The organism is Nocardia sp. NPDC049707, assembly GCF_040674855.1.
GTDB lineage: Bacteria > Actinomycetota > Actinomycetes > Mycobacteriales > Mycobacteriaceae > Nocardia.
This window is the reverse complement of the sequence record NZ_JBFANN010000001.1, coordinates 429,173-449,557: the sequence shown is the minus strand read 5'-3', so window position 1 is coordinate 449,557 and position 20,385 is coordinate 429,173. Positions and strand designations below refer to the sequence as shown.

Genomic DNA, 20,385 nt, shown 5'->3' with positions numbered 1-20,385 from the left:
GCTTCTCCTCAGCTCGTACGCGTGCGATGCACGACATCTCGGATGGCGGCCACGGCTTCCGGATTCTCGGCGCTCGACAGATCGCCGGGATCGGTTCCGATGGCGGCGGCGCGCACGGCGCGCCGCAGAATCTTGGCGGACCGGGTCTTCGGCAGGGCTTCGACCGTCCACACCTGCGCCGGCGCGAACGGCTTCCCGACACCTTCGGCCACCAACCGGCGCAGCTCATCGGAGACCCCCTCGGTCGCGGCGCCCGCTCGCGGAACCCAGAACGCCCACACGCATTCACCCTTCTTGGGATCCGGAATGCCGACGGCCGCTGCCTCCGCGACGGCGGGATGAGTCGTCAGCACGGACTCCACCTCGGCGGGTGCCAGCCGCTTGCCCGCGACATTCATGACGTCGTCGGACCGCCCGAGGATGTACCACTGCCCATCGTCGTCCGCGCGGGCATAGTCACCGTGACACCAGATTCCGGGGAATGTGGACCAGTAGGACTCGAGGTAGCGTTCCCGGTCGCGCCACACCCCGCGGGTCATGGCCGGCCACGGTTGCCGGCAGACGAGCTCGCCGATGCTGCCGCGCAGGGACTGTCCGCGATCGTCGACGACATCGACATCCATACCCAGCGAGGGACCTCCGAGTGAGCAACTCGGAATCGCCTCCACTGGATAGGGGGCCAGGAACGAACCACCGACCTCGGTGCCGCCGGAAAAGTTGATCACCGGAACCCGGCCACCGAAAACCATCTCGGCGAGCCAGTCGTAGGAATCGGGATCCCAAGGCTCCCCGGTGGATCCGAGGACGTGCACCGAACTCAGCTCGCGTGTGACGATGTCGGCGAGCGGCGTCGACTTGAGCGCGCGAACCAGTGTCGGCGAGACGCCGAGCATCGTGATCTCGTGCCGCTGCACCAGATCCCACAACCGGCAGGTGTCCGGCACATCGGGAGACCCTTCGTAGAGCAGCAGGGTGGCGCCGTTGGCATGGGTGCCGAACGCCGCCAGCGGACCCATGACCCAGCCCATATCGGTGATCCAGCAGAAGGTGTCGCCTTCGTTGATATCGAAGGAGTAGGCCACCTCGGTCGCGACCTTGATCGTGAATCCGGTGTGGGTGTGTACCGCGCCCTTGGGCTTGCCAGTGGTTCCCGAGGTGTAGCCGAGCATCAGCGTCTGCATGGCCGGGAACGGACGGAACTCGTGTGCTGCGACCTCCGGGTCGACCAGCGAGTCCCATGCCGTCACAGCGACATCCCGGCCAGCGAAATCGACTGTGCCGCCGATATTTTCGACCGTGATGACCGACCGCACCGAGGGCGTCCGAGCGAGCGCCTTGACGAGCTCGTCCGCCATGGCGACCTGCCGGCCGCGGCGAATCGTTCCGTCTGCGACAACGACCGCCTTGACCTTCGCGTCATTGAGGCGCGAGGCGATGGCGGGAGCGGCGAAGCCGGAGAACAGCGGCACGATTATCGCGCCGATCCCCGCCGCGGCATAGCACGCGACAACCGCCTCGGGAATCATCGGCAGGTAGATGGCCACCGCGTCGCCCTCGCCGACTCCCATGTCGATCAGGCCGGTCGCGACCCGGCCGACCTGATCGGCGAGTTCGCCATAGGTGACGGTGTGGACCGACTGATCCTCCGCCTCGTGGACGATCGCCGGCCGATGGGCGTTGTCACGAAGCCAGCGGGTTATGCAGGCATCGACCGCATTGAAGGTGCCGCCGACGAACCAATCCGGAAATTCGACACCGTTCGACAGGTCGAGAACCGATTCGTACGGTGTCGCGAAGGGGATGCCCAGGTCGGTCACCGCCGCGTCCCAGTACCAGGACACATCCGCCGTCGACCGCCGCCGTAGCTCGTCGATCGAATCGATGCCGTGGGCCCGCGCCAATCGCATGACGTTCGCGTGCTCGATGTAGTCCGGTGTCGGATTCCACACATAGGTGCTCATCACGCCGCCTTTCTCAATTGCGGGGCATTCCGAGCACACGCTCGGCAGCGATGTTGCGTTGGATGAAGGTCGATCCGCCGGCGATAGCGGTTCCGCGCGCCTGGTAGGCGAGCCGCAACCAGCGCTGCTGGTCCGCGTCCGCGTTGTCGGCATCCTCGGCCAGACCGAACTGCCCACCGAATTCGGTCACTTCGAGACCGAAGTCCGCGATGTCTTCGACCAGCGGGCAGAAATACAGTTTCCCGATCGAGGTGACCGGCCCCGGTGGTTGCCCGGATGCGGCGCCGGTGATGACTCGCTGCCCGATCAGGTAGTGCGTCAGGGCGCGGCCATAGAGGTCGGCGATGCGGTCGCGGATCTCAGGCTTGCCACTCAAGGGATTACCCTCGTCGTCGGTCTTCCGTTTGACCTGTTCGATCAGATCGTTGACCGCACGGGTGGTGTTCACCCGCCCGGTCGCGATACCGACGCGCTCGAAGGCCAGCGTTCCCATAGCGACCTTCCAGCCGCCGTCGACCTCGCCGACCACCGCACCGTCGGGCAGAAAGACATCGTCGAGGAACACCTCGTTGAACTCCGCCTCGCCGAGCATGTGCGCGAGCGGGCGCACCGTCACACCATGCGACGACATCGGGAGCAGGAAGTAGGTGATGCCCTTGTGACGATCTCCACCACCGGTGCGCGCCAACAGGATCGCGTTGTCGGCGATCTGCGCGCGGGAGGTCCAGATCTTCTGTCCCTGGATCTTCCAGCCTCCGTCGACCTTGGTCGCCTTGGTACGCAGCGACGCGAGGTCGGATCCGGATTCGGGTTCGGAGAACAGCTGGCACCAGATCTGTTCGCCGTTCAGGATGGGCTCCAGATACCGGTGTTTCTGTTCGTCGTTCCCGAAGGCGACGATGGTGGGGCCCGCGAAGTCCTCCCCGATGATGTTCAGCCGCTCCGGTGCACCCGCGCGATCCATCTCCTCGTTGAAGATGGCCTTGATCTTGGCGTCGGCACCGGCGCCGCCGAACTCGGCCGGCCACGACAAACCGGCGAAGCCGGCCTCGAAGAGCTTGCGCTGCCAGACCGACCAGAAGGCGCGCTTGTCCTCGAGCCGCGCCGGTTCCGGCCACGGCAAAGTCGGCAGGGTTTCGGTCAGCCAGTCACGAATGCGCGTTCGGAATCGCGCCTCGTCCGGCGAATCGCTCAGATCCATCTGAACCTCCACATGTTTACGGACCAACGTTACAATAGGTCAGACCAAAAAATCCAGGGAGGTACCCATGACGAGCCCCTCGGCTCGGGAGCTATCCGTCGGCAGCGTCCTCGACGTGGTGTCGTTCGAGGTAGAGGCCGGGAAGATCAGGGAATTCGCCACGGCCACACACGCGCTCGACCCGGTCCACACCGACGGGGAGGCCGCAGCCGCAGCCGGATTCGCGAACCCGCCGGCGACTCCGACACATGTGGTCGTAGCCGGACATCATCGAAATCAACAACAGTTCGTGCGTGCGCTCGGACTCGCGATCGAGCGGGTGGTGGTGGGCTCGGTGGAATGGCAGTACACCCGCGCGCCCGTCGTCGGCGACCGACTCACCGGAACCCGACGCGTCGTGGACGACACCACGAAGGAGGGCAAACGCGGCGGCACGATGCGACTGGTCACCCTGGAAACCGATTGGGCCGACAGCTCCGGCGACACGGTCGTCACCCAACGCGAAGTCCTGATCGAAAGAGGCGCATGATGACCCGAGCCCCCGTCGCACTGACCTGCGGCCAGCAGCTCGCGCCCCGGCGGATCGGGCCGATAACCCAGACCGATATCGTCCGATTCGCCGGCGCGGGTGGAGATTTCAACCCCTTGCACCACGACCCCGAGTACGCGATTCGAGCCGGACTGCCCGGTGTCATCTCGATGGGACAGATGCAGGCGGGCATGCTCGCCGCGTGGGTGTCGGACCTGGTGCATGTGGAAAATCTGATGTCGTACTCGGTGCGATTCGCTTCGCCGCTGTGCATCGGGGAGACACTCGAGCTGAGCGGTCGAGTCGAATCGGTGGATCCGGCCACCGCCACCGCGACGCTGTCACTACAAGCGAAGTCCGCTGATCGAGTGGTGATCGCCGGAACGGCTCGCGTGCGAATCTCGTTGCGACAGTAGCGGTCTGCTCAATGCGGTTGCCGTGGAAGAGGCGACCGCCCAGAAGCGAGGCGTGCCGCGTATCCATGCGGGACGCCTCGCCCGCTCGTTGAGTCGGCCTCGGCCAACTCGGAGTCGTCCGACTAGGGAACGAGCACGATCTTGCCGAACGCGCCGCCCGCCTCCAGGCGACGATGTGCCTCCGCGGCGTCATCGAGCGAATAGGTACCCGCGATAGTGGGCGGGGCGACCGCGCCGGTCCCGACGAGATTCAGCAACCCGCGGAAATCATCCGGCCCGCCCATCGTCGTTCCCAGCAAGCTGTACTGACCGAAAAAGAACCGTCGGACGTCCATGGTCACCTGTTCGGCGACATTGGCACCGAGGACCACCAACCGTCCACCGGGCCGCAGCGCCTCGACCGATCGGTCCCACAGCCCGACCGGATCGAGGATCACGTCGAACCCATTTCCGTTCGGGGATAGCGCCTTCGCCGGTATCGGCCAGCTGTCGCCGGAATGCAGCACCCCACCGGCAGCACCGCTGTTACGCGCTGCGGCCAGCTTCTCCTCCGACGATGCCGTCACGAAAGCCTGCGCGCCGAGCGCTGTCGCCAACGACAACGCCATTGTGGAGACACCGCCCCCGGCACCGATGATGAGCAGCGATTCGCCCGCGCCCAGCCCAGCCCGGGACACCAGCGCACGATAGGACGTCACACCCACGAGCGGCAGCGCCGCCGACTCCTCCCACGAATAGCCGACCGGCTTGGGCGCCAGGCATTCCTCCGGCACAGTGACACGTTCGGCATAGGTCCCCGGCACCCGATCACCCAAGATCTCGAAATCCGATGCCGGGGCGTCGTGGCGGTCACCCCAGAACAGCGACGGCAGGATCACCACCTGCTCGCCAGTGTCGGTGCGGACGCCGGCCCCGTCCGCACCGGGTATGTGCGGCAGTGGCGACCGGTATCGGCCGCGGCGCACCAGCACGTCGTGCCAGTTCAATGCGCTCGCCCGCAATTCGACGGTTACCCAACCGGTTCGAGCGATCGGCTCGTCGACCCGGCGCGACACCAGCTGTTCCGGTCCCCCGTAGTCCGACATCACGACGGCCCTCATGGGCTCACCCGCTGCACGGTCACGGTCGCGACGGCGCAGGCCTTGCCCGATGAGTTCGCGCCGACCACGCGCACCACCGCGAGAGATCGACCTCGGTGCATGACTTCCGCACAGAAGGTCGTGGTGTCGGCGGCATTGCCGGGGCGGACGAAGACGATATCGATACTCGTACTACGAAGATGACCGTCCGCCTCGAGCGCCGACATGGCGGCGAACTCGACTCCACAGATGAGAACTCCCCCGTGTATGTTGCCCATTCCGTTGGCCGCCAATGCCGTAGCCGGCATATCGACGACGCCGCGGGCGCGTTCACGAATGCCCAGCGCATCGCGGATGGAGGTAGCACCCGAGGGCTCGACGAACGGCGCCACGGGACCGGTCGGCGGTCCGTCCAACGACACGAGGTGCGATCGTTGGGTGATCAGCGCGATTGCCGCCCCGCTCGCGTCGGTCACCGTGCCGCGCGTCGCACCACCTCGATCATCACGAGTGATCAACTCACCCGTGACCGCGAGCGGCGATCCGTCCGTCGGCGGGTCCGCGAGAAAGTCGAGCCTGATACCGAGGCTGACCGGCCACCGGTCCCGCCGTGACCCGACCGCGATGATGTAACCGGTGACATCGTCGAGCGGCACCGCCAGCGCACCTCGGCTGAATCCGGCCACCGGGTCCCGCAGCCACGGCCCCGATTCGACGGTCAGTTCCGCCCGTTCCGGTGACAGGCTGAGCGGACTGACCCGAACCAGCGCCTCGGCGCCGCTGATCAGAAATTCCGGAACCGACGCCGGCGTCACGCTCAAAGGGCACCCGCCGCGGGCGGCCGGTTCAGTTCGCCAGCGATCTGCATACGCAGAATGTGCTTCTGGATCTTTCCCGTCGCGGTCATCGGCAGCTGATCGATCGCAATCACCCGCTCCGGCGTCTTCTGAATCGCGACACCACGGCCGGTGAGATAGGTCCGCAACTCTTCGACCGTCGGTGCGGTGTGCCCCTCCTTGGTCACCACATAGCAACACACTTTCTCGCCCAGCGTTTCATCGGGCATGCCCACGACCGCGAGTGCGACCAGATCCGGGTGATCGGCCAGTTTGTCCTCGACCTCGCGGACGCTGATGTTCATGCCGCCGCGGATGACGATGTCCTTGGTACGACCGGTTACTCGGACGAATCCGGTTTCGTCCATCACGCCCAGATCACCGGAACGCGAGAACCCGTCCGGCGTGAACAGTTCGGCCGTGTCCTCCGGGCGATTCAGATACTCGACCAAGTGCGACGGGCCCTGGTAGGCGATATCACCCTCGGCACCGCGAGGCAGCTCGCTACCGTCCGGACCGACGATCTTCACCTCCGCGCCGGGCAACGCGGCGCCGTCGGATGTGATGGCGCGCTGTTGATCCCCGTTGATGCGGCACGTGGTCGTCGCGAGGTTTTCACTGCGGCCGTACAGCGACAGCACAGTGGTTGTCGGCAGCTTGGCCTTGGCGTTCTGGACCACCGCGGCCGGAATCGGCGACCCGGCACAGATCCACACCCGAAGCGAAGACAAGTCGGCCTCGGGATGGTCTTCGGCGGCTGCGATCAGAGTTTGGAGGAAGGTGGTAGCGGTGACCGCGGCAGTGCAGCCGAACTTCTCGATTTCGGCCAGTCCCCGCACCGGATTCCAGTCGGCCATCAGGTGCGTCGCCGCGCCGGCGAGCAACGGTATCAGCACACTGGTCACGAGGCCGGTCGTATGCGTGATCGGCGAAGGGCCGAACTGGACGTCGTCCTCGGTGTGCCCGAACGCCACCCGCAGCGCGCGAGCGCCGGAGGCACAGGTGTTGAAGGTGTGCACGCATCCCTTCGGACGTGAAGTCGTACCGGACGTATAGACGATGACGAACGGATCATCCGGATGGACTCGCACATCCAGCGCCGCATCGACCAGCTCGGAATCCACGTCGGCGACCATCAGATCCTCCAGCATCAGGATCCCGCGACCGGTCAGCGAATCACGTGCATCCGCGGTCGCACGCACCGCGACGATCGCCTCGAGGGTGTTCGAATCCCGGCGGATCTCCTCGAACATCGACAAGTAGTCGAAGCCCTTGAATTCCGCCGGTGCGATAGCCATCCGGATCGAGGCGTCCGACACCACATGGGACAACTCGTCCTTGCGATAGATCGGCATGACCGGCACCGTCACCACGCCGATCCGCGACAACGCCGCCGCGACCACCACGAAGGCGGCCCAGTTGGGCAGCTGTACGGCCACGCGATCACCGGCTCGCAAGCCCTGTCGGTGCAAGCCGAGCGCAAGCCGCTGGGAAGTGTCGTAGAGCTCGGCGAACGTCATGGCGTGGGTGCCGTCGGTGACGAACACCTTGTTCGGATAGGCCTCGGCACGGGAGCGCAGCAACTCGGTGAAGTTGACATCGGCCCACTGCCCGCTCGCATAGAACTCGTCGATTTGCGCCGGGGTGTATCTGCCGAGGTTCCGCTCGCTGGTCATAGTGCCCGTCCTCTATCGGTGAATCACAAGCTTCGTCCAAAGATTAGAATGGTTAGACCGAATAGGCAAGCGTTGCCGGCGATGTACATCACTCTCCGACAGCAGGGAAGGGCCTTTGACGTGCAGCGGAGTAGATCCATGCGACGTTGCCGGACTCGACAAACGGGCAGACCATTGCAATGCCCGCCCTTTTGCTCCAGTCAGTCGAGTGATGCCGTTCACAATAGCGCCGAAACCGGGCGCGTGAACCGACTAGAGGAGCGAGACGACAACCATCGACTGCCGCGAGTTCTGCCTCGACGGGATGGCACAGCCTGACGACCGGTAACGCCATTACGGTGCACTCCCCCGGGTGATCGTCGATATTCCCGGCGACGTCGCGGATATCGACGCTGCGGTCGCCGCGGGGTCCTCGAGTCCTGTTCGGGGTGACGATGTTGAACAACGGATCGCGAAGCGGAAGAGCGAGGGCGCCCGACTCACCACGGAGGCGGCAGGCCATCCCACGAACTCGGCCCCGAAGGCTTGCACACCTTCCAGCATCTGCGCACCGTGTACCCACAGCCGGCGGGATAACGAAACGGATCAGCTACGAGGATCGCGGCCGGCCCGCCAGCGCGAGAACCCGCTCAGCCTGCTTCAGGTGGGGAAGATCGAGCATCTTCCCGTCCAGCGCAACGGTTCCCACGTCTGCCGCGAATGCTTCGACAACTCGCTCGGCGAACTCCACCTCGTCGGACGACGGGGTGAACGCGGCGTTGATGATCTCGACCTGAGCGGGGTGAATAGCGATTCGGCCGCTGAAACCCTCGGCGCGGGCCCGACGAGAGGACTCCGCGAGACCGTGGTCGTCGCGGATATCCACATACAACGTCTCGACGGCCTCCGCGTCCGCGGCACGCGCGCCGAGCAACGTCAGTGATCGGACCAGTTGGTAAGTGGTGGCCCACGCACCACCCGGCCCGATGTTCGTCGACGCACCCAGGGCCGCGCTCAGATCCTCTGCGCCCCACGTCAGTCCGTACAACCGAGAGATACCCGCAGCGGCGAAATCGCCCAGCCGAAACGGAGCCAGTGGCGTTTCGGTGGCGACAGGTAGCAGGCGGATCAGTCCCGAAGGGAGTCCGTTCGCGGATTCCAGCGCCTCGAGGTAGTGATGCACGCGCAACACGTCCGAAGGGCCATCGATCTTGGGGATCATGATGCCGGCGGGTCGTGATGCGACAACGGCGGCCAGATCCGAGAGCGCATGTTCGGTGCCGAGCGGATTCATGCGCACCCACAGCTGCGGACCAACCGCAGCACTGGGTTCGGCTGCGATGAACTCCGATACCAGCTGGCGCGCCACCGGTTTCCGACCGGCACTGACCGCGTCTTCGAGATCCAAGATCACCGCATCAGCCGACGTGCCGGCAATCTTGCCGATCTTCTTCTCGCTGTCGCCCGGTACGAACAGAAAAGAGCGAATCGGCGCACTCATTGCGGCCTCCTCCGCTGCAGACCCGTACGCTTGCACGACGCGACCAGTTCGTCGTGCTGATTGAACGCTTGATGCAGGAACACCACGATCCCCTGGTCCGGTCGCGACCTGGAGTCGCGCAGCTCGAGGACTTCCGTCTCGACGTGCAGGGTGTCGCCATGGAATACCGGTTTGGGAAAGCGCACCTCGTCCCAGCCGAGGTTCGCGACCGCGGTCCCCAGCGTGGTGTCGCCGACCGAGATCCCGACCATCAGCCCCAGCGTGAACGCGCTGTTCACAATCCGCGAACCGAACTGCGTCCCCTTCATGTACTCCTCGTCGAGGTGCAGCAGCGCCGGATTATGCGTCATCGCGGTGAACAGGACGTTATCCGTCTCGGTGACCGTACGCCGAATCGCATGCTCGAACCTCTGCCCCACCGACAACTCGTCGAACCACACACCAGCCACGTTGCCTACCTCCAACTCGACAGTAACGGTTATATGGTACGACCAAACGTTCGGTACGGTCAATCAGTGTGCCAAACACCGCGACGAGGCGCGCGATGCGGGCCGCGCCGATCCGGTGCGGGACCATGAGCAAATCCCCAGCGTCACCAGTGCGGAAGTCCGTCACCAGGATCGAGCGGGCGGATGCTACGCGGTTCGAGGGCGTTCGCTCGGCGACTTCTCCGGCGACGATATCGGAATCAGCCGCCCCGCCGCGATATCGTCCTGGACACGGAATTTCTGGATCTTTCCCGAGGGCGTCATCGGCAGTTCCGTCGTGAAATACCACAGCGACGGTGTCTTGTGGGCGGCGATTCGTTCGCGGCACCAAGCCTTCAGGGCTGCCACGTCGGGTGGGCTGTCGGGATCCTCGGCGCGCAGCACCACGCCGATTTGCTCGCCCCATTTCTCGTCGGGCACGCCGACGACGACCACCTCGGCAACCGCCGGGTGCTGGAAGAGCAATTCCTCGATTTCACGCGGGTAGATGTTCAGGCCGCCCCGGATGATCATGTCCTTGAGACGGCCGGTGATGCGCAGGAAGCCGCGGGCGTCCATGGTTGCGAGATCACCCATGTGCAACCAGCCCTCGGCATCGACGGTCGCCGCCGTATCGTCCGGCATATCCGAGTATCCGAGCATGTTCTGGTAACCGCGACAACAGATTTCACCCGGCTCACCGATCGGGACGATATCGCCGGAGACCGGATCGATGACCTTCACCTCGAGTTCGGGCAGCGGCTGCCCCACCGTCGTCGCCTGGTCGACCGGGTCATCGGTGATGCGGGTCTGACTGATCACCCCGTGCATCTCGCTCTGCCCGAACAGGATGGTGAATCGGCAGCCGAGCCGCGCGATGACCCGCTCGACCAGCGCCTGCGGCACCGCGGCTGCGCCGGACATGATGGTGTAGACACTGGACAGGTCACGGGTATCGAAATCCGGATGCTCGAGCAGGGCGATGAGCATCGTCGGGACCATCAACGAGTGTGTGCCCCGGTAAGTTTCGAGCATTTCGAGCATGAGTGCGGCATCGAATCCGGGCAGCACCACATAGGTCCCGTGCGCCGCGAAGGTCCCGAGTTCCGTCACGCCTCCGCCGCCGATGTGATACATCGGCATCGCGTTGACGCACACCACGGGGCCGGATTGTCCGGCGCGCTCGAAAACGAAGGTCGCCTCGTTGACGATTCCCTTGTGGTGCAGCATCGCGCCCTTGGGAAATCCGGTAGTGCCAGAGGTGTATTGGATCTGCACCGGATCGGTGGGGGAAACGGCGGGCAACTGTGCTGCCGGATCCCCGGTAGCCACAAACGACTGCCACTCCCCCATCGCCACCACCTTGCGAAGGTCGGGAAGGGCCCCGGAGATTTCGCCGAGGACATCCGCGAGATCTACTCCGCGATAGCGTTCGCGGAAGAACAGGCCCGCGGCGCGGGATTGGCGCAGGATGTAGTCGAGTTCGTGCGCACGGTAGGCCGGATTGATGCCGACCACCACCATGCCGGCCATCGCGATCGCCTGCTGCAGAATCACCCACTCCGCGCTGTTGGGAGCCCATACCGCGATTCGCTCACCGGGCGCGAAGTGTGTAAGCAACGCACGCGCCACCGCGTCCACCTCGGCGAGAAGTTCACGGTAGGTCCATTCGGTCCGCTCGGCCGGATCAGGATCGCCGTCGACAAGCGCCACCCGGTCGGGCTGCGCAGCGGCGGCTTGCCTGAGCAGGTCGCCGAGAGTGATGTCGCGAACGCCCGAACTTTTCGAGGCCGGCCAGAAGGATTGCGTGAGGGTCATCGTACGATCCGCCTTCGGATGTGCGGTTGTGAATGATGCGGTGAGTCCGTGCGCCACCCGTACGGGCCATTCGACTCTGGCAGAGCATGACGCCGGTCACAGGTAATGTAGTACACATTCGTCTCTAATATCTATAAAATTGTCAAACCATTTGCAGTTTCAAAGCCGCAGCTCACGGACGGACCGTCGCCCGCCGATCAGCCGCCCGGACCTGATCATTCGGCCCGACGGCCCGCTATCCCGCGGAAATTCCGCCGTTCGGGCTGACCGCCTGACCGGTGATCCGGCGGGCCTGGGGACTACTCAGAAAGACGATGAGCTCGGCGACATCCACCGGCTCGGCGACGCCGAGTGATGCGGCGCGAGCCGCCTTTTCGAAGAGTTTGGCGCTGAAGGGCTCGGCCATGACGCGGTCGTAGGCCCCGGTATCGCGGATCAGCGACGGCGTCACCGCATTGACCCGAACCCCATCGCGCTTGGCCTCCATCGCCAATGTCTTGGTGAAGGTGACAATGGCCGCCATTGCCGCGCCGATGACAGACTCGCCGGGCGTCGGCCATTTGGCGGCGTCGGAGGCGATATTCACGATGACACCGCTGCGCCGCGAACGCATATCCGGCAGGACCGCACGGCACATGTTCAGCGGCCCGAGCGCCTGCTGGAGCAGAATGGCGGGCACATCCTCCGGGGGCGTTTCGTGCAACAGTCGAGGCGTGAACGCGCTTGTCGTGCTGTTGATCAGGACGTCGGCGGCACCCAGACCGGCGCGCAGTTCGGTGGACGCCCGCCCGGCTTCGGCGGGATCGTTCACATCGGCGGCGACGAACAGACACCACACGCCCGGCGCCAGGGATCGAATATGCTCGGCCGCTTTTTCCCCGCGCTCGGTATTGCGGCCGACCAGACCTATGCGCTGCGTTCCAGCCGCTACGAATCGGCGTGCGACCTCGAGTCCCACACCGCTCGTGCCGCCCACGATGTATACCGTCGACTCGGCCAGGGTCGGCACTCGGATTTCGTTCTGCTCATCATTCATCAGATATTCCTTCGCAATTCGAGTGCCACCGGGCCGGCGGGCGCCTGCGCTGCGTGATCGAGTTCGCCGTTGCACTCGAGACAGTGCGGCTTCGTGGCCGAAGTGGTTGCGGCCACGTGCTTTTCAGCCAGGGCATCTCGTTCGCCCGGCGATCCGAGCGCTCCCAGGTATTCGTCACGCGCGAGCAACCCCGCCCCATAGGCGCCGGCGATCTGGGGTTGTTCGAGCAATTCGATCGGCCTGCCCAGTGCGCGGGACACGTAATGCCGGGCGGCGACGTTCTTGGCCACCCCACCGGTCATCACCGCCGGTGACGCTTTACCCACCTGTGCCACCAATCCGAGGGTGCGCGCCGCGACCGCCCTGTGTACCGATGCCGCGATATCGGCTTTCGCACGTCCCTGCGCCAACAACGAGATCACCTCGGTCTCGGCGAAAGTGGCACACATGCTGCTGACCTCGAGGGCGTCGCCGCCCGACAATGCCAATTCGCCCACCTCGCAGATATCGACTTCCAGTGCCCGGGCCAGCACATCGAAGAATCGTCCGGTCCCGCTGGCACATCTGTCGTTCATGGCGAACCGATCCACCAGACCGGCATCGTCGACAATGATCGCCTTGCTGTCCTGGCCGCCGATATCGATCACCAGCCGCACGCCCGGCCGCAGCGCCGCGGCACCGCGAGCATGGCAGGTGATCTCGGTGAAACTACGGTCGGCGCCCGGAACCAGTTTGCGTCCGTAACCCGTACTTATCGTCCGGCGGATGTCGCCGCCGGTAACCTCGGCGGCGCGCAGGGCACCGTCGATCGCGCGAGCGACCGCTGCGGGGCTGACCGCGCCCATCTGCACGACCTGTGTCCCGCACAGCGCGCCGTCCTGATCGACGACGACCGCTTTGGCCGTGGTCGAACCGAGATCGACACCCATAACGAACCAGCCGGCGCTCATGATTGCCTGCCCACAGTCATCCCCGCACCCCTGATTTCATGCGCTGTACATCGATGGCCTCCAACATCGCCTCGAGCCGACTGTCGAAAAGCTCGTCGTTGTAGAACGATGCGTCGGCGACGTCGCCTTCGAAGAAGAAGGACTTCACGCCGCGCTCCTGTTCCGCGGTCCGAGCCAACATTGCCTGCGGGTTGGTCATCGCTCGGCAGGTGCGCGTGGAGTGGAATGCGATGCCGTCGATCGCATATTCATCCAGACGGCGCAGCAACAGCTCCTGCAGATTCTTCAATCCGTGGTTGAGCGGACACAGGAGATAGTGCTGTGCCATACCGAGCAGGGGATTGTCGACGTCGATGAGTTGGGGTTCCTGCCAGAAGGATTCGTGTGTGTAGCGCCCCGCGACGACGGCCACGTCGTATTCGGCGAATTTCCGAGTGAGGAAGCCGAGCTTGTTCCAGTTCATGATGCCGTCGAAGTACACGCGATAGCGTTCGTCACGGACCGCACTCACACCGTCGGCGATTCGCTGCTCGATCTCGGCCTTCATGCCAGCGAAATAGTCGACCAGCGCTTGGTTGCCCGGCAGGAAGTTGATCGGCGCGATACTCGCGACCCAGTCCCAGTAGGTCGCGGGCGTCGGGGCCTTGGTGCACAACGCCATACCCTCGAGGCGGAGTTCGGAGGCACGCTTGATGTAGAACATGCTCTCGCTCAACGCATCCCAGTCGAATGGTCGGCCGGTCTGATGTTCGAGGAAACCGATCAGCTCGCGCAATTGCCCTTCCACATACCGGCTCACCTCGTTCCACTCCTCGCCTCGCATATAGCCGGCGTCGGGCTTGTTGCCCCACAGCATCGGTATCGACACATTGAACAAGGGCAGTTTGCGGTCGAAGACTCGGTAGGTCATCGCGTCCCACTGCTGGCCGGTGCTGCAGCCGGCATAGCCGTTGACGAAGAAGTCCGGCGCCGGCAATTTGGCGGCGAGCTCCTGCTGGTCGACCATCCCGACGACCCCGGTCGACTGCTCGCTGACGGTCTGGTGCGTGAGGACCGCACATCCGAGATGCGTTCTCGCATAAGAGCAGAGCTCACCGATATAGCCGTACTCGGCGCCGGCGGCCTGTGCGGGCCCTTCCAGATGTTGCGCGGCCAGGCGGGCGGCGAACGCCTCTCCGTGGCACCATTCCAGCCCTGCGGCTTGGAACAGCGGGTTCAGGGCGGCGCCGTTGTACCAGACGACGTGTTTGCCCCGCTGTTTGGCCGTGAAGATGTTGTCCCAGTATTCGGCCACCATGCGGCCACCGACCCGGGTGCTGGTCAACCGATTTGCCTTTTCGGTACTCGCTTGCTGGATCGCCATGGCGAACTCCTTTGTGCGTCGGGAGGATTCAGGACCGGATGGTTGCCGGTTCGCGGCGAATGCGTTCGATGAACGTCTCCATCCGCGTGCGCAGATTTTCGACGGGATTGCCCTCGTGCTCGGTCTCGAGCAGCAGTGACGGGATGCCGCGGGCATCGAGCGCCTTACGCAATTCGGGGTAGTACAGCATGTGCGGTTCGCAGAACTTCGCCATGAGCACGACGACACCGTCGCAGCGGCTGTGGACCAGTGAATCGATCAGGTAGGTGTCCCAGTCGACGTCCGTGGTCACCCGAGTCGGGCACGGGGCGGCGCGGTTGCGGTCGAGGTACCACTGCGACAACGCGTGCAGTGGATCGCCCGACTCGGGCACATCGGTCGAGATGTAGCGGAAGCCGGTGTACAAATCGTCGTCGACGACGATCGCGCCCGCTTCCTCGATCACATCCAGAATTTCGGCGCGTGGGGCGTGACAGAAATGTCCCGACAGATGCAGGCGCACCAGATCGGCCCGGGGTTCCGCGGCCGGATCGAACTGCGCCAGCACACGGCCGAGCAGGGCGGTGTGCTCTTCGACATCCATCACCATGCTGGACTTGACCAGTACCTGCATGTCGCTGGCGGTAATCCGAGCGCGACCGCAACGGCGCAGGTCGTAGAGCAACCGCAGCAGGCGACGGTTCTCGTTGAACAACCGGATGCTCGCGGCCAGCGCCGCCGTGGTCACCGTAACGCCGAGAACCGTTTCGATCTCCGATTTCAGTTCCTCGATTCGCCCTTCCACCCGCGGCTTCGTCCATGCATCGTCCATCGCGCTTGTGAACTGCGCGAAGTGCACCGGCTTGGCCGGTCGGACCCAGCGGATCACGTCGACCGCTCCGAGTAGCTGCACGCAGTGATCCGCGGCGACAAAGGCATCGAAAACATCGAGGCGGCCGAGCGCCGCCTGGTCGGCGACACTGCGGGTGTAGCCGCAGTAGAACTCGGCCAGCAGGCTGCGGCCCTCGGTGATCGGAGTGGGGCTGTCTTGCACGATCACCGGCAGCGCACCGGCAGCGTGCACGATCTCGGCAGGAAAGTTCATCGGGAACGACGCGATCGCGCGCCGCCCGTGCTCGGCCTTCCATTCCCGCGCGTAGGTCGCCGGATCGTCGGCAACCGCTCGCAGCGCCGACATGACCGTCGGATCCAGTTCATTCATATCCAGCCCTCGGCTTCGTGAACGGTCGCGGCGCGGACACTCGCCCGGCGCCGGCGCAACCTGTTGTAGATGAGACGATATTTGATAGACAGTATCCGTAAGTGTCAAATATAAAAAGGGTTCGAGGAGGATTCGGATGGAATCTGTGCTGGCTGGACTACGTGTGATCGAACTGGCCGGAATCGGCCCGTCACCACACGCCGCGATGTTGCTCGCTGATCTCGGCGCCGATGTGGTGCGCGTTGAAAGACCCGGGGGCGTCACGCAATTGGTCCCGGTGGACAAGGACGCCGTACTGCGCAATCGGCGTTCGGTCAGCGCCGATCTCAAAGATCCCGCCGACCTCGCCAAGGTGCTGCGGCTGGTCGACAAGGCCGATGTTCTGATCGAGAGCTATCGGCCCGGTGTCGCCGAGCGGCTCGGGATCGGCCCCGATATCTGCGCCGAACGCAACCCGGGGCTGATCTATGCCCGGATCACCGGCTGGGGACAGGAAGGTCCCCTCGCATCCCATGCGGGGCACGACATCAACTATCTGGCGCTCAGCGGTGCACTGAATGCCATCGGGCGCAAGGGGGAACGACCGCTCGCGCCGCTCAATCTGGTGGCCGACCTGGGTGGCGGCTCGATGTTGGCGGTACAGGGCATACTCGCGGCCCTGCACGCACGGACCAGGAGCGGCAGCGGACGGGTGCTCGATATCGCGATGCTGGACGGCGTCAGTGCACTCATGTCGATGTTCTGGACCTTGACGGAAAACGATGTGTGGTCGGCCGAGCGGGGCACAAATGTCATCGACGGCGGTGCGCCGTTCTACGACACCTACGAATGCGCGGACGGCTTGTACATCGCGGTCGGCGCCGTCGAGCCGATCTTCTACGCCCGGTTGCTGGCGGGACTGGGTCTTGCCGCGGCCGAGCTGCCCGACCAATACAACACGAGTGAATGGCCTTGCGTACGAGAGCGTTTCGCCCAAATCTTCCGCACTCGCGATCGCGACGGGTGGGTGCGTATCTTCGAGCCGTTGGACGCCTGTGTGACACCGGTGCTTTCGTTGGCCGAGGTCGCGCACCACCCGCAGATAGTCGCGCGCGGCACGGTGGTCGAGGCGTTCGGGCAACGACAGCCGGCGGCCGCACCACGGTTCGCCGATACGCCCGCCGCAACATACCGGCCGCCCCGAACCCCCGGCTCCGATACCGCCACCGTATTCCGGGACTGGGGTATCGACGACCGGGAATCGTGCCCCGCTGTCGACCGAACCGCGTGACAGCGTGGCCGAGGAACACCGTGGGTGGTACGCGCGCAGGACGGGGCGCGGTGGCATCGCACCGGCCCATTGCGCAACGATGGGGATATGCCCGACGCCGACCCGACGCCGTCGTCCCCGAAGGACGCTCCATCGACCCGCAGTGCCCGGTCGGTGCTCATCACCGTACTCGGTGAACTCGTCGAACCGTACGGACAACCGGTCCGGACCGCGGCGTTGCTCTATGTACTGAACGGGCTGGGTTTCGGCGCCCACGCGGGCAGACAGGCTGTCGCGCGCACGGGATCGGCGGGGTTGATCGCCGCGCGACGCGACGGCCGCGAAACCCTGTGGAGTCTCACCGACAAGGCGCATCGCCTGTTCACCGAGGGTGATGTGCGGGTGTTCTCCACCGACGTCGATATCACCCAGTGGGACGGTCAGTGGCTCGTCGTCAACGTGCCGATCCCCGAATCGCACCGTTCGACGCGCAAGAAACTCTACGCGGCGTTGCGCTGGGCGGGCTTCGGGAATCCGACGCCCGGAGTGTGGGTCACTCCCCACACCGGACGTGCGGCAGAGGCCGCGAAGGCGATCGATTCACTCGGCCTGACGGCGAATACGGTGTCGTTCATCGGAACAACCGCTGTCGCAGGTATTTCCGAAGAAGAGCTGGTGCGCCGCTCCTGGGACCTCGACGCCGCCGAGAAGGCCTACGATGCGCTGCTCGAACGGTTCGATGCACGCCAAGACGAATCGGGTGACGAGTTGCTCTTCGCCCATGTGGAACTCGCCGACGCACTCCGGCGCATGACGTACATGGACCCTCGCCTGCCGGAGGTCCTGCTGCCCGACTGGCGCGGACAACGTGCCGCCAAGCGGCTGCGCGACCTGCGCGCGGAGTGGACGCCGGCCGCGCACGCGCATTGGCGCCGCATCGCCAGCCTCGATTGATCTCGCAATTCGGACCTACCAATCAATGGTATGACCTATAGTCGCCATGGGCCGAGAACCCAGGCGGCGATTCGCCACACCCACGGACCACTGTGTTCCCGTCGGATCGGCCCACCCACTCCCCGATCCGCCCCAGAGCCAGCAGGAGTTCTGCATGGAACAGCCACTCACCATTACCGAAGCAACCACCGCCATGGATGCCGGGGACCTGACCAGCGTCGAGCTGACGAGCAAGGTCCTCGAGCAGGCAGATCGATATGACGACGGCCTCGGCGTGTTCGTGACTCGATTCCGTGATTCGGCACTTCGGACCGCCGAGCATGCGGACCGGTTGCGCCGCCGCGGCGACCGCCGCCCGCTGCTGGGTATTCCGATTGCCGTGAAGGACATCATCACCACGGACGATGGCCCCACGACGGCCCAGAGCACTGTCCTGGATCGCGAGTGGGGACAGGGAGACGCCGTCTCCGTCGCCCGGTTGCGCAGCGCCGGAGCTGTCATCGTAGGAAAGACCACCACCATGGAGTTCGCATTCGGTTCTCCTGACCCGACCAAACCGTTTCCGATCCCCCGCAACCCGTGGGACCCGACACGCTGGGCGGGCGGATCGAGCTCAGGGTCGGCATCGGGATGCGCCGCCGGCATGTTCCTCGCGGCGGTTGGCACCGATACCGGCGCGAGCATCCGTATGCCATCCGCACTGAACGGAATCACCGGCATAAAGCCGACTTACGGGCGGGTGCCGAAGTCTGGATGCGTGCCGCTGGGATACACACTCGACTGCATCGGTCCCATGGCGCGCAGCGCCCACGACTGCAGTGTGCTGCTCGCCGTCATGGCCGGCTCACACGCAACGGATCGAACAACGGCCCGAGACGAGGTCCCCCACTTTCCGCACGCCCTGACCGGCGATCTGACCGGCTGCACGATCGGCGTCGACATGCTCGAGACGTTCTCGGGCGACGCCGATCCAGCACTGAAACGGTTGTTCGCCGACGCGGTCTCCACCCTCGAAACGGCCGGCGCGACGGTGGTGGATGTGACGTTGCCCCACTACCAGGAAGTGACCGCCGCCGCTGTCGTCAGCATTCTCGCCGAAGCCGCCGCGTACCACGCGCCCGACATCAAGACCCGGTGGGATGAGTACTTCGAATTCACCAGACTCGGCCTGGCGCTCGGAGCCTTCACCAGCGGCCCGGATTACGTTCAGGCGCAACGTGTCCGGTCCGTAGGTCAGCAAGCGGTAGCACGACTGTTCGATACTGTCGACCTCGTCCTCACTCCCACCGTCACCCGACCGGCACCTCGGGTCGAGGCCAGTGGCGACTACACCGCGACACTGTTTGCGGGAGAGTCCTTTTCGTATCACACCGCATATTGGAACGCGCTCGGAAATCCGGCGCTGTCGATGCCGATCGGCTTCGGCTCCGACGGGCTGCCCTTGGCGGCCCAACTGATCGGCCGCCCCTTCGATGAGGCAGCAGTCCTACGCGTGGCAGATTCGTATCAACGCCATACCGATTGGCACCTTGCAACGCCGCAACTGCGGGAAGGAGTGACCAACCGGGACTGGGAAGACAGCGTGGTGCAGGGCGTCCCGACGGACGAGACGCAGGGCTTCATCCACGAGACCTTGCGGAGAAGCGGCTACAACGTACCAGCGCGCGAACTCGCCGGCCTGGCCGCCACCTTGCCGCTGGTCCGCCGCAATTGCGACATCGTCCATACGCTGGCTGATACGCGGTATGCGGATCCGGCCACCGTTTTTCGCGCTTGGGCACCATCGATGTCCCAATGATGTGATGTTGTGCGATCCGGTCACGCGTTCCGCAGGTGCGTCGGATCGGACAGCGGCGACCGGATCGCGTCCATCACATTCGGTGTGGCCCCCTGCGGTGACCAGACGCCAGGCGCCGTTCCGGCCCGCATCCACGACCGCATTCGTCAGTAGCCGGTCCCATCGGCCGACCGATCCGAATTCCGACCGCCGCGCCAGGACGGGCTTGATGTACCGATGCAGATCGTGCTCGAAGGTAGTACCGATCGCGCCGTGAATCTGGGGCGTGTTCCGAACGACCGTCGAAGGCGCATGGCCCGCACAAGATTTGGCCATCGCCACGACAATCGGCGTCCTGTCGTCATCCCAGCCGGCCCGCTCCACACGCGATA

At 64.9% G+C, this 20,385-nt stretch carries 17 protein-coding genes; 5 read left to right on the top strand and 12 right to left on the bottom strand.

The genetic code is table 11. The features are described 5' to 3' along the window. Nucleotides 1-8: 8 nt before the first annotated feature. Nucleotides 9-1,961 carry an AMP-binding protein gene (locus AB0J29_RS02235; protein WP_364777731.1) on the bottom strand — a complete coding sequence of 651 codons (1,953 nt, stop codon included), beginning with the start codon at nucleotides 1,959-1,961 and terminating at the stop codon, nucleotides 9-11. Nucleotides 1,962-1,974: 13 nt separating this feature from the next. Continuing rightward, on the bottom strand, nucleotides 1,975-3,162 hold the full coding sequence (locus AB0J29_RS02230) for an acyl-CoA dehydrogenase family protein (protein WP_364777728.1): 1,188 nt from the start codon (nucleotides 3,160-3,162) through the stop codon (nucleotides 1,975-1,977). 67 nt (nucleotides 3,163-3,229) lie between these two features. On the opposite strand from AB0J29_RS02230, the gene AB0J29_RS02225 reads away from it, so the two are divergent. Further along, the gene (locus AB0J29_RS02225) at nucleotides 3,230-3,691 is read left to right on the top strand and encodes a MaoC family dehydratase N-terminal domain-containing protein (protein ID WP_364777725.1); all 462 of its coding nucleotides are present in this window, start codon (nucleotides 3,230-3,232) and stop codon (nucleotides 3,689-3,691) included. Beyond that, nucleotides 3,691-4,107: a MaoC/PaaZ C-terminal domain-containing protein gene (locus AB0J29_RS02220; protein ID WP_364777925.1), complete on the top strand. Its 417-nt coding sequence runs from the start codon at nucleotides 3,691-3,693 to the stop codon at nucleotides 4,105-4,107. The genes AB0J29_RS02225 and AB0J29_RS02220 overlap by 1 nt, the downstream gene beginning before the upstream one ends. Nucleotides 4,108-4,229: 122 nt before the next feature. On the opposite strand, the gene AB0J29_RS02215 is transcribed toward AB0J29_RS02220, so the two are convergent. The 10 genes from AB0J29_RS02215 to AB0J29_RS02170 form a co-directional block, all read right to left on the bottom strand. Further along, on the bottom strand, nucleotides 4,230-5,207 hold the full coding sequence (locus tag AB0J29_RS02215; protein ID WP_364777722.1) for a zinc-binding dehydrogenase: 978 nt from the start codon (nucleotides 5,205-5,207) through the stop codon (nucleotides 4,230-4,232). Then, the gene (locus tag AB0J29_RS02210; protein ID WP_364777719.1) at nucleotides 5,204-6,001 is read right to left on the bottom strand and encodes a hotdog domain-containing protein; all 798 of its coding nucleotides are present in this window, start codon (nucleotides 5,999-6,001) and stop codon (nucleotides 5,204-5,206) included. Before AB0J29_RS02210 ends, AB0J29_RS02215 begins: the two co-directional genes overlap by 4 nt. A 2-nt stretch (nucleotides 6,002-6,003) precedes the next feature. Beyond that, nucleotides 6,004-7,698, bottom strand: coding sequence for an AMP-binding protein (locus AB0J29_RS02205; RefSeq protein ID WP_364777716.1), 1,695 nt, complete (start codon nucleotides 7,696-7,698; stop codon nucleotides 6,004-6,006). Between the two features lie 589 nt (nucleotides 7,699-8,287). Beyond that, nucleotides 8,288-9,178, bottom strand: coding sequence for a CoA ester lyase (locus AB0J29_RS02200; RefSeq protein ID WP_364777713.1), 891 nt, complete (start codon nucleotides 9,176-9,178; stop codon nucleotides 8,288-8,290). After that, nucleotides 9,175-9,627 carry a MaoC family dehydratase gene (locus AB0J29_RS02195; RefSeq protein ID WP_364777710.1) on the bottom strand — a complete coding sequence of 151 codons (453 nt, stop codon included), beginning with the start codon at nucleotides 9,625-9,627 and terminating at the stop codon, nucleotides 9,175-9,177. Before AB0J29_RS02195 ends, AB0J29_RS02200 begins: the two co-directional genes overlap by 4 nt. Before the next feature lie 186 nt (nucleotides 9,628-9,813). Next, the gene (locus AB0J29_RS02190; RefSeq protein WP_364777707.1) at nucleotides 9,814-11,463 is read right to left on the bottom strand and encodes an AMP-binding protein; all 1,650 of its coding nucleotides are present in this window, start codon (nucleotides 11,461-11,463) and stop codon (nucleotides 9,814-9,816) included. A 235-nt stretch (nucleotides 11,464-11,698) separates the two neighbouring features. Beyond that, on the bottom strand, nucleotides 11,699-12,499 hold the full coding sequence (locus AB0J29_RS02185) for an SDR family oxidoreductase (protein ID WP_364777704.1): 801 nt from the start codon (nucleotides 12,497-12,499) through the stop codon (nucleotides 11,699-11,701). After that, a complete protein-coding gene (locus tag AB0J29_RS02180) occupies nucleotides 12,499-13,449 on the bottom strand; it encodes an acyl-CoA dehydratase activase (RefSeq protein WP_364777701.1) in 951 nt (316 codons plus the stop codon). Before AB0J29_RS02180 ends, AB0J29_RS02185 begins: the two co-directional genes overlap by 1 nt. A gap of 16 nt (nucleotides 13,450-13,465) precedes the next feature. After that, nucleotides 13,466-14,812 (bottom strand): 2-hydroxyacyl-CoA dehydratase family protein, encoded by a 1,347-nt coding sequence (locus AB0J29_RS02175; protein ID WP_364777698.1) that lies wholly within the window; start codon nucleotides 14,810-14,812, stop codon nucleotides 13,466-13,468. 28 nt (nucleotides 14,813-14,840) lie between these two features. Further along, a complete protein-coding gene (locus AB0J29_RS02170; protein ID WP_364777695.1) occupies nucleotides 14,841-16,013 on the bottom strand; it encodes a 2-hydroxyacyl-CoA dehydratase family protein in 1,173 nt (390 codons plus the stop codon). Nucleotides 16,014-16,149: 136 nt separating this feature from the next. Between AB0J29_RS02170 and AB0J29_RS02165 the strand changes: the two genes are divergently transcribed. The 3 genes from AB0J29_RS02165 to AB0J29_RS02155 all read left to right on the top strand — a co-directional run bounded on the left by AB0J29_RS02165 (nucleotide 16,150) and on the right by AB0J29_RS02155 (nucleotide 20,014). Next, a complete protein-coding gene (locus AB0J29_RS02165; protein WP_364777692.1) occupies nucleotides 16,150-17,283 on the top strand; it encodes a CaiB/BaiF CoA-transferase family protein in 1,134 nt (377 codons plus the stop codon). A gap of 87 nt (nucleotides 17,284-17,370) precedes the next feature. Then, nucleotides 17,371-18,216 carry a PaaX family transcriptional regulator C-terminal domain-containing protein gene (locus AB0J29_RS02160; protein ID WP_364777922.1) on the top strand — a complete coding sequence of 282 codons (846 nt, stop codon included), beginning with the start codon at nucleotides 17,371-17,373 and terminating at the stop codon, nucleotides 18,214-18,216. Between the two features lie 154 nt (nucleotides 18,217-18,370). After that, on the top strand, nucleotides 18,371-20,014 hold the full coding sequence (locus tag AB0J29_RS02155; protein ID WP_364777689.1) for an amidase: 1,644 nt from the start codon (nucleotides 18,371-18,373) through the stop codon (nucleotides 20,012-20,014). Nucleotides 20,015-20,385: the final 371 nt, after the last annotated feature.

Coding starts and splice junctions, on each gene's coding strand:
- AB0J29_RS02235 (WP_364777731.1), bottom strand. CDS start 1,961: ATGAGCACCTATGTGTGGAATCCGACACCGGACTACATCGAGCACGCG.
- AB0J29_RS02230 (WP_364777728.1), bottom strand. CDS start 3,162: ATGGATCTGAGCGATTCGCCGGACGAGGCGCGATTCCGAACGCGCATT.
- AB0J29_RS02225 (WP_364777725.1), top strand. CDS start 3,230: ATGACGAGCCCCTCGGCTCGGGAGCTATCCGTCGGCAGCGTCCTCGAC.
- AB0J29_RS02220 (WP_364777925.1), top strand. CDS start 3,691: ATGACCCGAGCCCCCGTCGCACTGACCTGCGGCCAGCAGCTCGCGCCC.
- AB0J29_RS02215 (WP_364777722.1), bottom strand. CDS start 5,207: ATGAGGGCCGTCGTGATGTCGGACTACGGGGGACCGGAACAGCTGGTG.
- AB0J29_RS02205 (WP_364777716.1), bottom strand. CDS start 7,698: ATGACCAGCGAGCGGAACCTCGGCAGATACACCCCGGCGCAAATCGAC.
- AB0J29_RS02200 (WP_364777713.1), bottom strand. CDS start 9,178: ATGAGTGCGCCGATTCGCTCTTTTCTGTTCGTACCGGGCGACAGCGAG.
- AB0J29_RS02190 (WP_364777707.1), bottom strand. CDS start 11,463: ATGACCCTCACGCAATCCTTCTGGCCGGCCTCGAAAAGTTCGGGCGTT.
- AB0J29_RS02185 (WP_364777704.1), bottom strand. CDS start 12,499: ATGAATGATGAGCAGAACGAAATCCGAGTGCCGACCCTGGCCGAGTCG.
- AB0J29_RS02180 (WP_364777701.1), bottom strand. CDS start 13,449: ATGAGCGCCGGCTGGTTCGTTATGGGTGTCGATCTCGGTTCGACCACG.
- AB0J29_RS02175 (WP_364777698.1), bottom strand. CDS start 14,812: ATGGCGATCCAGCAAGCGAGTACCGAAAAGGCAAATCGGTTGACCAGC.
- AB0J29_RS02170 (WP_364777695.1), bottom strand. CDS start 16,013: ATGAATGAACTGGATCCGACGGTCATGTCGGCGCTGCGAGCGGTTGCC.
- AB0J29_RS02165 (WP_364777692.1), top strand. CDS start 16,150: ATGGAATCTGTGCTGGCTGGACTACGTGTGATCGAACTGGCCGGAATC.
- AB0J29_RS02160 (WP_364777922.1), top strand. CDS start 17,371: ATGCCCGACGCCGACCCGACGCCGTCGTCCCCGAAGGACGCTCCATCG.
- AB0J29_RS02155 (WP_364777689.1), top strand. CDS start 18,371: ATGGAACAGCCACTCACCATTACCGAAGCAACCACCGCCATGGATGCC.